This window comes from Pontibacter sp. CAU 1760 (assembly GCF_054482735.1).
Genome location: NZ_JBTLRL010000006.1, coordinates 75,374 through 89,158 on the forward strand (window position 1 = coordinate 75,374; position 13,785 = coordinate 89,158).

Sequence of the window (13,785 nt, forward strand, 5' to 3'; positions counted from 1 at the left end):
GATATAGTCTACTGCGCTAGTGCCGATGCGGGGGGCAGGCCTCCAGCAGCTGCTCCACCTCTTGCAGGGTATAGCGCTCGTTGTTATTGCCGAAGTTGGTCTGAATATAATTGAGGAGGTTCGTTGCCCTGTCGCTGCGGATGTCTTCCATACCGGGCATGGGGCGGTCGTACTCCACGCCGTTCACAACCATCGGGCCTTCCATGCCGTGCCGTATCAGGCAGGGTAACTCACTCCGATGCGCCTGCAGGTAATCGGCACCTGCGATAGGGGGTATAAGTCCGCGCAGGCCGCTCCCATCCTCCATGTGGCAGCTCTGGCAGTTGGCCACGTACAGGCGCTGCCCCTCGTTCTGCTTATCCGTAAAGCATTGCGTCAGGGTAGCCAGGGAAACAGTTCCCATCAGCAAGGTAAGCCATCTAGTTCTTCGCATGCTTCTGCTCGTTCAGCAGGAGGGGTATGTCCTGGATAAGTTGGTCTACAGAAGTTTCCTCGGTGCCGTCGTACACGCCCCGGATGCGGCGCTGGCCATCTACCAGTATAAAATGACCACCGTGTGTGAAGCCACCGTCTGCCTGCCCGTCCTCCTGCGCAGCCACCAGGTAGCTATTCGCCATGTCGTAAATGCGGTCTTTCTCTCCGGTCAGGAAATGCCATTTGTCGGATTGCACACCCAGGCGCTCAGCATAATCTTTCAGCACCGCCACGGTGTCATGCTCCGGGTCGATGGAGTGGGAGAGCAGCACGATGTTCGGGTTGTCCTGGAACTTCTCATACACGCGCAGCATCTGGCTCTTCATTTTAGGGCAGATAGAAGGGCAGGAGGTGAAGAAAAAATCTGTCACGTATATTTTGCCGTCCACGGTTTGTTGTGTTACCTGCTGGCTGTCCTGGTTCACGAAAGCGAAGTCCGGCACCTGATGGTAGAGGGTATCGATAACCGTCTGGCCATTCACCTCTTTTTCAATGGCTTCACGCTCACCCAATATGGGCAGCGTTTTTTCATAAGAGGCGCTTTCGCCGCAGCCATACAGTGCGCCAACCGAAAGCATGATGGCAACGGCTAAGATTCCTTTCCGGAAATTCAATCTATTTTTAAAGCTCATAATTCTTATACATGGTTTGGGCAGCCCCCAGGGTACTGTCCATCACTATTTTCACGCGCTTTACTTTTTTTAGTTCCTGCTCTAGGTACAGCACTGCCTCTTTTTGCTGAAGGCTGTCAGGGGCCTGGTAGTTGCGCATCCAACCCATCATTACCTCGTCGGCCTGGTTTAAATCGTCTATCTGTTGCTGTAGCGTTTTCAGGGTAGCCGAATCAGCTTGCCGTACCGCCAGGGTGTCGCGGAGCGAACGCAGGGAACGGCGCATCTTATAGAGATCGCCCATTTTGGCCATTGCCTCGTCGTGTACCGCCATTACCTCTGTTTCCAGCATGCCGGCCTGGTCCTCTTCCTGTTTTTTATCTGGGGAGCAGGCCCACAAAAGCGCTGGCAACGCAAGCAGTATCCAGGTTTTCTTCATGATCCGTAGTGACACAATTGTTTAGGGTGCGAAAATGTTCAGGCCAGGTTCAGAAGATGCAAAGCAAACTGCCAAGCAGCCTTCTTTTTAAGCAAACCCGCTTTAGATGACACATCAGGTATCAATCCCGCTGTGGCAAAGGTATACCCGCCTGCTGGCAAGTACAAGTTTAGAGTGCCCGATGTTGCTATGGCTTGTCCGTGCTTATCAGTACTGCCCCGGCTTTTGGATAATTTGTGACACGCAAAAAGCCTGGCAAAGCGCCAGGCCTGGTATAAAATCAAGTTTTTCCCCATCAAACGCTTACGCGTAAACCGCGAACTTAGCGTGCAGTGCCTGTGTGATTTGTTTGTACTGCCCTTCGGAAAGATGCTCGCGCAGAAAAGCCATCACATCGTGGTAGGCGTAATAAGCATGGTCCAAAGTTGGGAAGTCGGCTTCGCCGGACCCGGAATCCTTGCTGCGGATAAACTCCAGCCACTCATCTTCGTGCCGGATGCGCACCGGCTCGTGCGCCTTAAACCCATCGTAGTAAATCCCTTTCCAGATAATGGGCAGCTGTGCCGACAAATGGATGGCTTCCTCGGTTGGGATGCGGTCGCGGATGGCATGCAGCACGGCCCTGAAGATCCGGGCTGCTTTCCGCTCATCGGCAATGCCCAGATAGGTGCACAGCTCATGCAGCCAGGTTTTCGCGTCTTTCAAATAGTCCTCAAAGTTCATTGACATAGCTCACTTTATTTAATGGTTAAGTATCCTTTAACATACCTGGAGGAGGGGGAGAGGGTTTCCATGTTGGGCTAGATCGTTATGTCGAAAAGCCCGTTATAAGAAGGGTGGGATTGGTTTTTAATTGATTGTTTATCAGGTAAATAAAATGCTTTTCCTTGGTTGTTTTGCCTGGGAGTATACGAGCCGTAGCAGTATAAGAGTGAGAAATATGATGAACGTGAAAACCCTGTATAGACTGCTTTTAATGCTATGCTTGGCGGGCTTGGGTAGCTGCCGACAGTACAGCGATGAGCAGGGGCACTACCTGGAGGTAATCGGGGAGGCAGAACAGGCCATGCCGGAGGCCGGGTATAAACTCAATCTTTTCTACAACGGCCCATTGCCCATGCGCAACCAGTTCAGGCAGTGGGCCGATTCGCTGCAAAAGCAGGTGCCAAGCATGATGCTCACCAGCGACAATATTTTCTTTAACCACATGCCTGGTATGGAAGTGAATCAGCCCAGCTCTCCAGACCGGATGCAGTCGAGTATGTCGTTCAACATCCTGGTCACGGACAGTGCCATGTATAGCCGCATCCTCCAGGATCTGGTGAGACGACAACTCCCTTTCAACCTGAATGTGAACGGTACTTACCTGGAGCCAAAAAAGCGGCAGGAGCTGATGCAGCAACTGCTGCAAAAATCTGTGGACGACGCCAAAACAAAGCTGCGTTACCTGGCCCCTAAGGGTGCTGACTTCGAGATCGTCAGCATAACGGAACTGGACAACACCGTGCCCTACGGGCCGGAATATAATGATTTTAATCGCAGGATGGTCTCCAGGGTGAAGGTAAACGCCCGCCTGAAGAATTAGTACAACACCAAATAGGGATACTGCCCAAGGATGTGCGTTATTTAGAGCTTCGAGTGATACCTGCTGTCTGCTGAAATTGCTTACTGCGGTTCTTGCATTTTAGAGAGGACTAAAGCCAGCAAGAAGGCACTAATCATACCGGTAGCTTGTTAATTTAGAAGTGCTTAAGTACTGGCAAGTCGAGGCCTTCGGAAACTATGCTTTTCAGGCAGTAGGTATGCCGCTTAAAAGTATAGTATAAACGAAATAAAAGTGGTAATTTTACCTACCAATCTATCTTTTGACACACATGAGTGACGTAGAAGAAAAACAATTAGCAAACGATTATTCAGCAAATAGCATACAGGTACTGGAAGGCCTCGAAGCAGTTCGAAAGCGCCCGGCCATGTACATCGGCGACATCGGTATCAAAGGCCTCCACCACCTGGTATGGGAGGTAGTAGACAACTCTATTGACGAGGCGCTTGCCGGTCATTGCGATGAGATCTCGGTTACCGTAAACGAGGACAACTCCATTACTGTGTCAGACAACGGGCGTGGTATACCAACAGACTTCCATACCAAAGAGGGCCGCTCCGCACTGGAGGTGGTGATGACGGTGTTGCACGCCGGTGGTAAGTTCGACAAAGACACATACAAGGTTTCAGGTGGATTGCACGGGGTGGGTGTATCCTGCGTAAACGCGCTTTCAACGGACCTGCATGTAACGGTGCACCGCAACGGAAAGATTTTTGAGCAGCATTATAACATAGGTGTGCCGGCTTACCCGGTACGTGAGATCGGTGAGACGGACAGAACGGGAACCACGGTTCGCTTTCAGCCAGACGCTTCCATCTTCACGACCACAGAGTATAAGTACGACACGATTGCCAGCCGCCTGCGTGAGCTTTCATTCCTGAACAAGGGTATCCGCATTAACCTGACGGACCTGCGTGAGATGAATGACCAGGGGGAGCCGATGAACGATTCTTTCCTGTCGGAAGGTGGTTTGAAAGAGTTTGTGGCCTACCTGGATGAAACGCGCGAGAACCTAATCCCGGAGCCCATCCATGTGGAGAGCGAGAAAAACGGCGTGCCGGTTGAGATAGCCCTGCAATACAACACTTCCTACGCGGAGAACATCTTCTCGTACGTGAATAACATTAACACCATCGAGGGTGGTACACACGTGGCTGGTTTCCGCCGCGCCCTTACCCGTACGCTGAAATCTTATGCTGATAAGTCCGGTATGCTGGACAAGGTAAAGGTAGAAATTGCGGGGGATGACTTTAGAGAGGGCTTAACAGCCGTAATCTCTGTGAAAGTGCAGGAGCCGCAGTTTGAAGGGCAGACCAAAACCAAACTCGGTAACTCCGAGGTTTCCGGTGCTGTGGATACGGCGGTGGGCGAAATGCTGAACCAGTACCTGGAGGAAAACCCGAAAGAGGCGCGCATCATCGTTCAGAAAGTAATTTTGGCGGCGCAGGCCCGTTTCGCGGCCCGTAAGGCCCGTGAGATGGTGCAGCGCAAGAGTGTACTGTCCAGCACCAGCTTGCCAGGTAAACTGGCCGACTGCTCTGACAGCAACCCGGAAAACTGCGAGATTTACCTCGTAGAGGGTGACTCCGCAGGTGGTTCTGCCAAGCAGGGCCGTAACCGTAAGTTCCAGGCTATCCTGCCGCTGCGCGGTAAGATCCTGAACGTGGAGAAAGCACAGGAGCACCGCATCTACGAGAACGAGGAAATCAAGAACATGATCACAGCCCTTGGTGTGAGCTTCGGAACGAAGGAAGATGACAAGGCTTTGAACATGGAGAAACTCCGCTACCACAAGATCATCATCATGACGGATGCGGACGTGGACGGTTCTCACATCCGTACCCTGATCCTGACGTTTTTCTTCCGTTACATGAAAGAGCTGATCGAAAACGGTTATATCTACATCGCGCTTCCGCCATTGTACCTTGTGAAGAAGGGCAAGGAAGAACGCTATTGCTGGAGTGAGCAGGACCGCGTAGAGGCGATTGCCGAACTGGGCAAAGGCCGCGAGGAAAGCGTTGGCGTGCAGCGTTACAAGGGTCTTGGAGAGATGAACCCGGAACAGCTTTGGAACACGACCATGGACCCGGAGCACCGCAGCTTAAAGAAAGTGAACATAGACTCTGCCGCTGAGGCCGATCACTTGTTCTCGATGCTGATGGGCGATGAGGTAGGCCCTCGCCGCGACTTTATCGAGCGCAACGCGAAGTATGCGCGCGTAGACGTTTAAATTGAGATTTAAGATAGTGAGAAGGCCAGCTGCAAAGCTGGCCTTCTTTGTTTTATACCTATGGAGTTTTCTTTACAGCTCATCCAGAGGCGGTACCGTTAAATCCTTTATCGGCCAGCCCGCCAGTTTAGCACCTGCCTGATAAGCGCTTTCCAGGAAATCCATAAGCGCTTGCCGGGGATTGTCAAGCAACCGCAGTTCTTCATAATTCAGCAGCGCCATTGGGCTGCCATTCGAGTCTACCCAGTTTGCTTGCTCCGGCGCTAGCTTTTCCTGATCCATACCTGCCGGCGAGGGGTAGGCATAAGCATAAAAGGCAGGAAAAGGCACCTGGTCATCCCCAGGCCAGAAACCAAAGCTGATGACTTCGTGCGAGTAGCTGTCTTTCTCTACCGTACTGGCTTCTGCACGCACCGGCAGGCGCTTACCAGAAAAACGCGTCACAGTCAGGTCAAAGTGATGCCAGTAGAGGTGCACAGGGCAGGTTTTGCCGTAAAAGCGCCCGCTGAATTCTTTCAATACCTGGTCTACTGTGGTTAGTGCCTGCCAGTATCGGTGCACCTGCTCAGGTTTATAGCGGGCATGGGTATGGTCTTCGGCAAACGGTATAGTGCTTTTCACGTCATAAGGCTTACCCAAGATCTTTACGTTCACACCTATTTTATCCAGTGCCTGCATGGTAGCAGTATAGAACTGCGCGACACTTAGCCCATCGTACAGGTCAATTTTCTGCGTCTCTCCCAGGCTATTTTGCAGGACAAGTTGATGGGCAAGGAAATCAAAGTTAATCTCGTAAGTAAACGATTTGAAAGGCATTGGCCCGGTGCCCAGTCCCCTGGAATTAACATACAGGGTGATGTTCCACCAATGGTTTCGGCGGGGCATGCTTTTTAGCCTGATCTTCCCGATAATCTGGGCAAACAGATGCAGTGTTTCCTTTGTCTCCTGCCAGGGGGCAAGGGGAAGCGCCGGGAACTGCGTGTGATTTTGTGGTGAATTGTCTTGTGTCGCCATGGCTTGTCCTTTGTTTTTGTGGTACGCAAGTGGCTGTAATTCAGTCTATTTGTTGCGCTTGAAAAAACTGGCTAATCGCGAAACCGTGGCCAGACCTGGGAGGTATAAAATCCCGGCCAGGTAATGGTTTTTCTGTTGCAGCCGCTGCCGGAAGCGCAGGAAGGGGGTATCGACAGGCAAAGTGCTGACAGGTTGTGGCGGCACTTTCCGGTAAAAACGTGGCAACAGCACGTCATAAGGCAGAAACAGACAAACCAGCACCACACTAGCTACTACAAAGTAAGTTTGAAACACCAGCATATTCAGCCCATGGAACAGCAGCAGAAACAATCCGACCCAGAGGCGTAACGGCTGTCGGAACGCCGCGAATAGGCTGGTGCCCTGCACGTATACCACCACTACAAAGCCTAACTGCCAAATCATCGGGAAAGCGGTGAAAAGGGCTTGCAGGTGAAAGGGCAGGTCGTAGTTGCGGTGGCTGATAAAGGCTGTATGCAGTGCCGCATCCGGGTGCAGCCATGTTATGTCGGGGGAGTGTATGAAGGTTTTGTAGAGGAGCGCCGGTATTTTCCAGCAGCCCGCCAGGGTATACGTGAACAGGATGCCCGCATAATACCAGTTGATGCTTCGGCTCAGGTAGTGATCGGGTTTCGCCAACGCGCTGGGCCGGACCGGGATGAACGTCAGGAAGAGATGCGCCAGCAGGAAGGTATGGTTCACGTGCGAAAGGTAGCCATACCCCCACTGCGGCAGGTTCAGCCACAGCAGGCAACCGATCAGCAAGCCTTGCAGTAGCGGTATGTTCCGGCCCCTGAGCAGCTGATATCCATTGGAGGCTGCTGCCATGCCCAAAACAGTATAAAAAGCCATCTCTGAGGGGAGAGTTGGCATGAGCAGGCGCAGCAGTTGGTGTGGTTGCCAGAACAGTGCGGGAGGCCTCCTCAATAGCAATTGGTATTGCTGAAAGGTCCACCAGAGCCAAAAAAGGCTAAACGCCCGCAACAGCAGCGTACCTGCATAGAAGTTAAAGACGTTCCGCCCAAGGTCGCCTTTGCTCCCCAAGCGCTGCGTCGAGGCATGGCTAGAAGCGGATAACAGTGCGTGTGTCATAAGCCTGCGGGGCAGCAGCGTGGTGTTTCGGGTGATAGCGTTCCTGCACGACTTGATACTGTGTAGCAGCAGGGGCAACATGGCGGGCGAATTGAAGCAACCGCGCCTTTGCCTTGCCCGACGCCGCACCCTGCCCGAGAGCAGCCTGTGTCAGGGCGTGCAAGGTATACACGTACTCGTCGGCAGTAAAAGCGTCCGTGGCCTGGACGGACAGCCTCCGAAAAGCGCTATCGCCCGGGGTGAGGGTATAAAGGCGGTATTCTTCGTAAACTTGTTTGTTGCCGAGCGGTTGCGTGTACAGCTTCCAGGTCGCGAATGGGTATACCTCCCCAAACCCGGTTCCGGAAAGAAGGATAGAAAGCCCGGACCCCGCAATACTCAGCAAGACCAGCAGGCGCGTTAACCTGAAACCAGATTTGGGTGAGAATTGCACTAATTTTGGGATGAATCGCATAGGAATGCGGTAAATTTTTATAAATCTATGTAAAACTGATTGTACAAGTTGCGCTTAAAAATTTAAATTCGCAATATCAGGCATATCACCTACTTTGGAGGTATATTCTGGCAAACACAAACAAGTGGCTTCAGTGGCAACCGGCAGGTCTGGAGCATTAAGATATGAAAGCATGCTGATAAATAAGGTTTCTGACCAGATAAAGAAAAGTAAATACATAAGCCGCGACTTAAGCTGGCTGCGCTTCAATTACCGTGTGCTGGACCAGGCGCGCGATACAAATAAGGGCTTTTTCGATAGGCTCAAGTTCATTGCCATCACCTCGTCAAACCTCGATGAGTTTTTCATGATCCGGGTGGGCAGTTTATACAATTACCTCGACTACGGCAAGGAGCGCACCGATTACTCGGGCCTGCGCGAGTTGCCGTTCCGGAAAAAACTGCTGGACTACGCGCACCGTTTCGTCAACGACCAGTACCTGACGTTCAACAACGAGCTGAAGCCGATTTTTGCCAAGAACGGCTGCGACATTCTGAAGATGAGTGAGCTCACGGAGATTGAGCAGAAAAAAGCCGACTCTTACTTCAAGAACACCGTCTACCCGCTGCTTACCCCGATGGTATACGATAATTACCACGGTTTCCCGCTGCTGATGAACCAGCTGCTGACGTTTGGCGTGGTGACGCGCACCACCGAGGAGCAGAAAGCGCAGGACCGCGTGACATTCGTGCAGATTCCGCAGAACCTGGGCCGTTTTTACGAGATTAACCGCAAGGATAAGATCGTGTTTGTGCCGATCGAGGAGATTGTCCGGACCAAGATCAAGAAGCTGTTCCGCAATGTGGAGATCGTATCTGCGAACCTGTTCCGCATTACCCGTAACGGCGATTTCACGCTGGAGGAATCGGATGACATGGAGGCTGATTTTGTGCAGGAAATCAAATCGAAGCTGAAGACGCGCAAGAAAGGACGCGTGGTGCGGTTGGAGGTAGAGCGCAACCCGTCGCAGTTCCTGATGAAAGTACTGAAGGAGCGCTGGGTGATCGACAACTCTAACGTGTTCACCATTAACAGCATGATGGACCTGCGCGGACTGTGGCAGATCATCAAGCACCGGCAGTTCAAGGACAAAGGCTTTAAGCAACCGGCCTCCGTGCCTCCGCTTAGCCTGCCCAGCGACGGCGTAGATATGTTTGAGTACCTGAAGGAGCACGATGTACTGCTGCACCACCCCTACAACAGCATGGAGCCGGTGGTAAGCCTGCTGGAGCGTGCTGCGGAAGACCCGCTGGTATTGGGGATAAAACAGACGATCTACCGCCTGGCGGATCAGTCGCGGGTAACGGCGGCGTTGCTGAAAGCGGCAGAGAACGGCAAGCACGTTTCGGTGCTGTTTGAGGTGAAAGCCCGCTTTGATGAGGAGCGCAACCTGCGCGAAGGGGAGCGTTTGGAAAAAGCCGGGTGCTTCGTGATCTACGGTATCAGCAAGTACAAGACGCACACCAAAATGATGATGATCATTCGGAAGGAGGGGGAGAAGGTGACGCGCTACGTGCACATAGGCAGCGGGAACTACAATGAGCAGACAGCTCGCCTCTATACCGATGTTAGTCTGCTGACCACCAATGAGGTGTATGCGCACGATGTGTCGGAGTTCTTTAACGTTATAACGGGCCACTCCCGCCCGAATGAGTACAAGTACCTGATGACCTCGCCCAAGAACATGCGCCACCACCTGATCGAGCTGATCCGAAACGAGGCCCGCAATGCCAAGAAGGGGCTAAAGAGCGGTATCGTTATCAAGATCAACTCCCTGGAAGATAAGGAGGTAATCGATGAATTTTACAAAGCTTCAAAGGCAGGCGTGCCGATTAAACTGATTGTGCGCGGTATCTGCTGCCTGCGTCCAGGGAGAGAGGAACTGAGCGAGAATATTACCGTGAAGTCGATTGTAGGGGAGTACCTGGAACACTCGCGCCTGTATTACTTCCACAATAACGGTGAGCCGAAGGTATACAGCGGCAGTGCCGACATTATGGTGCGCAGCTTCGACCGCCGGATCGAGGCCTTGTTCCTGATCACGAACGAAGACTTGAAGAAAGAAGTGATAAACATCCTGTACCATAACCTGCAGGACAACCAGAACTCATACATCATGCGTGAGGACGGCACGTACATAAAAAAGCGCACCGGCCCGAATGAGGAGGAAGTGGACATCCATAAGCTGTTCTTCAACCGCTACTGCCATGAGGTAACGGAGGGAGAACTGGTATAAATCAGTTAACAGTAAGCAGTTATCAGTTATCAGGACTGAGTGAGGATAAATGAAAGAGGCTGCAGCCAAATTTATAAGATTTGCTGCAGCCTCTTTTTATGGTTAACTGCTTATTGCTTATTGTCTCAGCTGATTTTGCTGATCACGAATCGCTCGGGGTGGTAACGCTCGTAGAGGGAGTGCAGCATGCCGTCTTTCAGGCCCACTGATGGGACCACCATGGTCTCTAGTTTAGCCCACTTCATAGCCGACAGGTAAATCTCAGAGGCGGGCACAATCACATCGGCCCGGTCGGGGTTGAGGAGCAGGTCAGTAATGCGCTCCTCCATGGACATGGCGCCGATGCGGGCGGCCACTTCCTCGATCTGTTTCCGGAAGATCGGCTTACCCGAGGTCTTGCCGGCTATCTCGAATATTTTATTGATGTTCCCCCCTGTGCCAATGGCGCGGGAAAGGTGGTATTTTTTGGCGTTGCATTCAATCCACTCGCGCATCTCGTTCCAGAGCAGGGCAGAGTCGCGGTTGTGCATGTGCCGGATGGAGCCCTGCTCGAATGACTGCGAGGCTTTCTTTTCGCGGTTCACATAAATGTTGAACTCTGTGCTGCCACCGCCCACGTCAATGTGCAGGTAGTTCCGCTCATCCAGGTAATTGTAAATCACTTTGTTGATCAGGTCGGCCTCGGTTTCGCCGTCAATCACGTTTATCTCCATCCCCAGTTCCTGCTGCACACGCTCGATGATCTCGGGGGCGTTAAGGGAAGAGCGCATGGCGGAGGTGGCACAGATCATGTAATGGTCCACGTCGTGCACATCGAGCAGCAACTGAAACGCATTCAGCAGCTTTATAAACTTCTCGATCTTGACGTCGCTGATGTAGCCCGTGTTAAACACATCCTCGCCAAAACGGATGGCATAGCGTACATACTCTACTTTCTTAAAGAACACCTGGCCGTTTTGGTTGAGCACGCTGGAGATCTGGCATCTCACCGCATTCGACCCAATATCTATGGCTGCTAACTTCAAATGCTTCTGTTTTTTGGTTATCTTCAGGTAAATATAAGCAGAAATTATCTTTTAAGCGGAAGCCAAGCCCCATCCTGCCAAACTTATATTCACATATTGATGCCCTTAAACAACATCTTTCAGGTAGTTATGCCTGCAATTGCATGTTTGAGAGCGCTACCTACGCGCTGACTCCCTATCACTTACCCAACCTGTTTCACCGCTTTCGAGGCGCACCAGTTTATACCCTTCGTATTTGCCCAGAACCGCCAGGGTGCTTCCAGTTGGAAGCGTGTCTTTGGACGCAGCCTGTGGGTGTGCTTCAGCCAGCAAGTCAGTTTCGGTAGTCACTTTCTCAAGCGCAATAGGCTTGGTGGTGGCCTCAACCAGGTTGCCGGCTATGTAGGCCTCGGTGCCATTGGGCAGCGCCACCCGGTACCAATCCGCAACGCCGCCGGTAACCTGCAGCGTGGTGTGGCGGGGCAGACTGGCGTAAACAGTGGATTTAGTTGAGGGCTGCCTGCGGATATTGGCGGCTTTGGACGTGATGCGCACCCAGTTGCCCACAAATGCGGGGTTTATCTGCACATCGGGTGCCTGTTCAGTGGAAGTGTGGAGGTATGGGTAGGGGTTGGTAGCGCCTCTGCCAAACCGGTAGATGCCGAAATGCAGGTGTGGGTTAGTGGTGATGGCATTGCCCGTATTGCCGATCAGGCCCAACGTATCACCTGCCTGCACACGCTGGCCTGCAGCCACCAATTGGCTGTCGAGGTGCGCATAGTAAAGGCTTTGGCCATGTGCGGCGTCCGTGAGCCATACTACCTTGCCGCCCCGAGGTGTTGTTTGTACCCGCGACACAAGGCCCGCAGTGGCAGCCAGGGCTGGCGTGCCGCGTTTGGCGAATATGTCCACGCCCTCATGCCGCCGGGCACCCCCGTCGCGTGGGTCGCCCCAGATGCTGGCTATATGTCGGCTCGTCTTTCCGTCCACCGGAAAAGAGAGGGTGGGTTCTGCCTTGATGGTGACGGTATACTGCCCGCCCCGCAATAGCTCGGGTTGCAGGCGCAAAATATGCTGCCGGTCTCCCTCCACCTCATACTGCAGCGATGTGGCAGCGGTGTCGGCGTAGGCAACGCGCTCAGCATTGGGCCCTGCGGCTTCAAAAAGATCCAGGAAAACCTGCCCTGGTTCCCTGGCCCGCATCTCCAGGTTCACCACGATACGCTCCCCGCGTTTAGCCGCGACACGGTACCCTAGGGCTTTGGGTTTTTCTGGCGGGAAATAGCCGGTTTCCTTAAAGGGCAGCGTGATCGTGATAGAGTCCTGCAAGGCTTTTTGTCCGGCAGCCAGCCATTCCTGGCCGAGGGCGGTTTCATCCAGCTTGCTTTCCTGAAGTTTGGCCACATACCGCTCGTAAGGGGGCTCGCTTTTGCTGAACACACCGCGCAGGGTCTGTTTGCCGCTGCAACTGGCCAGCAACAGTATCAGGAGGGTATGAAGTAGCGGGATGGCGTTTTGTTTTATTTTGATTGGCATACAGATGTCTATTGAAGTGCATTGGTTTACTTAACAGCTACCTACACCAAAATGATGCCGTTTTGATGCAACTTTTCTGGCTAAACATGAATAGGTTCGGCCCTTTATTAACTGTGCGGACTATTGCCCGTACAATGTTTTAGGCCAAAACCGAATTAACATGAGACGACCAACTTGGAGATATGCTAAACGCAAGCTGACGAAAGGGCTACTACCGCTATTTGCACCCTTGGTGCTGGTCCCTTTTGCCACGCCCGTGAATACCGGGGCTGCGATGGCAAAACCGAATCAGAAAAAGATAAAGAACAAGGTACAGGGGTATAAACTATCCAAATTCAACCATCTGGCTTTTAACCTTTATAGCTATATGGACCTGCAAAGCACTGGTTTACGCTTCGAGGTTTTTGATAAGGCCCTGACAGGCTATTATAACATGAAGCGCAACAACAAGGTGTCAGACAAGCCCATTCTCACGATCATTGACTTTACGAAGTCCTCTAACCAGAAGCGGCTTTGGGTGGTGGACATTGAAAAGAAGGAAGTTATGTTCAACACCTATGTGTCACATGGGCGGAACTCCGGGGAAGAGTTTGCCGAGCACTTCTCGAATGAAAACGAGTCCTATATGAGTAGCATCGGGTTTTACGTGACCGATGACACCTACTACGGCAAACACGGGCTCTCACTTAAACTGGAGGGGCTGGACGAAGGGTTCAACACAAACGCGAAAGACCGGTGCATCGTGATGCATGGGGCCGAGTACGCTACCGAGGATTTTATTAAGCAGGCTGGCCGCTTGGGCCGTAGCCTGGGTTGCCCTGCCGTGCCGATGGAACATCACGATGAGATTATTAAGGCCGTGATGGGAGGTACCGCCCTCTATGCCCATGCCGCGCACGACGCCTATACCTCCCAGTACCTCGACCACATGACGGCTATGGAAGAGCTCGTGCAAGAGCGAAACAGCCAGATGCCGCCTCCGATGGCCTCCTGACAGATGAATTAAATAAATCTAATTAAAAGGGCAGCCTTGGA

At 52.5% G+C, this 13,785-nt stretch carries 13 protein-coding genes; 4 read left to right on the forward strand and 9 right to left on the reverse strand.

Translation table 11 applies throughout. From position 1 onward, the window contains the following. Positions 1-16: 16 nt before the first annotated feature. The 4 genes from ACXYMU_RS10180 to ACXYMU_RS10195 all read right to left on the reverse strand — a co-directional run bounded on the left by ACXYMU_RS10180 (position 17) and on the right by ACXYMU_RS10195 (position 2,253). A complete protein-coding gene (locus ACXYMU_RS10180) occupies positions 17-433 on the reverse strand; it encodes a c-type cytochrome (RefSeq protein WP_458986279.1) in 417 nt (138 codons plus the stop codon). Beyond that, positions 420-1,106 carry an SCO family protein gene (locus ACXYMU_RS10185; RefSeq protein ID WP_458986280.1) on the reverse strand — a complete coding sequence of 229 codons (687 nt, stop codon included), beginning with the start codon at positions 1,104-1,106 and terminating at the stop codon, positions 420-422. The genes ACXYMU_RS10180 and ACXYMU_RS10185 overlap by 14 nt, the downstream gene beginning before the upstream one ends. Then, positions 1,096-1,524, reverse strand: a complete 429-nt coding sequence (locus tag ACXYMU_RS10190; RefSeq protein WP_458986281.1) for a hypothetical protein — start codon at positions 1,522-1,524, stop codon at positions 1,096-1,098. Before ACXYMU_RS10190 ends, ACXYMU_RS10185 begins: the two co-directional genes overlap by 11 nt. A gap of 303 nt (positions 1,525-1,827) precedes the next feature. Beyond that, entirely contained in the window at positions 1,828-2,253 is a 426-nt protein-coding gene (locus ACXYMU_RS10195) for a DUF2267 domain-containing protein (protein WP_458986282.1), read from the reverse strand. Positions 2,254-2,464: 211 nt separating this feature from the next. Here ACXYMU_RS10195 and ACXYMU_RS10200 point away from each other — a divergent pair, with 211 nt between their 5' ends. Beyond that, complete coding sequence (locus ACXYMU_RS10200; protein ID WP_458986283.1) at positions 2,465-3,109, forward strand: SIMPL domain-containing protein; 645 nt, start codon at positions 2,465-2,467, stop codon at positions 3,107-3,109. 289 nt (positions 3,110-3,398) lie between these two features. Further along, on the forward strand, positions 3,399-5,357 hold the full coding sequence (gene gyrB / locus ACXYMU_RS10205) for a DNA topoisomerase (ATP-hydrolyzing) subunit B (protein ID WP_458986284.1): 1,959 nt from the start codon (positions 3,399-3,401) through the stop codon (positions 5,355-5,357). 72 nt (positions 5,358-5,429) lie between these two features. Here the strand turns inward: gyrB and ACXYMU_RS10210 are convergent, their stop codons facing one another. Genes ACXYMU_RS10210 through ACXYMU_RS10220 form a run of 3 tightly spaced genes read right to left on the reverse strand, consistent with a single transcriptional unit; the run spans position 5,430 to position 7,935 of the window. After that, positions 5,430-6,371 (reverse strand): DUF5996 family protein, encoded by a 942-nt coding sequence (locus ACXYMU_RS10210; protein ID WP_458986285.1) that lies wholly within the window; start codon positions 6,369-6,371, stop codon positions 5,430-5,432. A gap of 45 nt (positions 6,372-6,416) precedes the next feature. Continuing rightward, entirely contained in the window at positions 6,417-7,481 is a 1,065-nt protein-coding gene (locus ACXYMU_RS10215; protein ID WP_458986286.1) for a hypothetical protein, read from the reverse strand. Then, a complete protein-coding gene (locus ACXYMU_RS10220) occupies positions 7,453-7,935 on the reverse strand; it encodes a hypothetical protein (protein WP_458986287.1) in 483 nt (160 codons plus the stop codon). The genes ACXYMU_RS10215 and ACXYMU_RS10220 overlap by 29 nt, the downstream gene beginning before the upstream one ends. 172 nt (positions 7,936-8,107) lie before the next feature. Between ACXYMU_RS10220 and ppk1 the strand changes: the two genes are divergently transcribed. Next, positions 8,108-10,210 (forward strand): polyphosphate kinase 1, encoded by a 2,103-nt coding sequence (gene ppk1 / locus ACXYMU_RS10225; protein WP_458986288.1) that lies wholly within the window; start codon positions 8,108-8,110, stop codon positions 10,208-10,210. 125 nt (positions 10,211-10,335) lie between these two features. Here ppk1 and ACXYMU_RS10230 read toward each other — a convergent pair whose 3' ends face one another. Continuing rightward, positions 10,336-11,235, reverse strand: coding sequence for a Ppx/GppA phosphatase family protein (locus ACXYMU_RS10230; RefSeq protein WP_458986289.1), 900 nt, complete (start codon positions 11,233-11,235; stop codon positions 10,336-10,338). 156 nt (positions 11,236-11,391) lie between these two features. After that, complete coding sequence (locus tag ACXYMU_RS10235; protein ID WP_458986290.1) at positions 11,392-12,750, reverse strand: peptidoglycan DD-metalloendopeptidase family protein; 1,359 nt, start codon at positions 12,748-12,750, stop codon at positions 11,392-11,394. A 160-nt stretch (positions 12,751-12,910) separates the two neighbouring features. Between ACXYMU_RS10235 and ACXYMU_RS10240 the strand changes: the two genes are divergently transcribed. Beyond that, positions 12,911-13,744 (forward strand): murein L,D-transpeptidase catalytic domain family protein, encoded by an 834-nt coding sequence (locus tag ACXYMU_RS10240; protein ID WP_458986291.1) that lies wholly within the window; start codon positions 12,911-12,913, stop codon positions 13,742-13,744. The last annotated feature ends 41 nt before the right edge of the window (positions 13,745-13,785 follow it).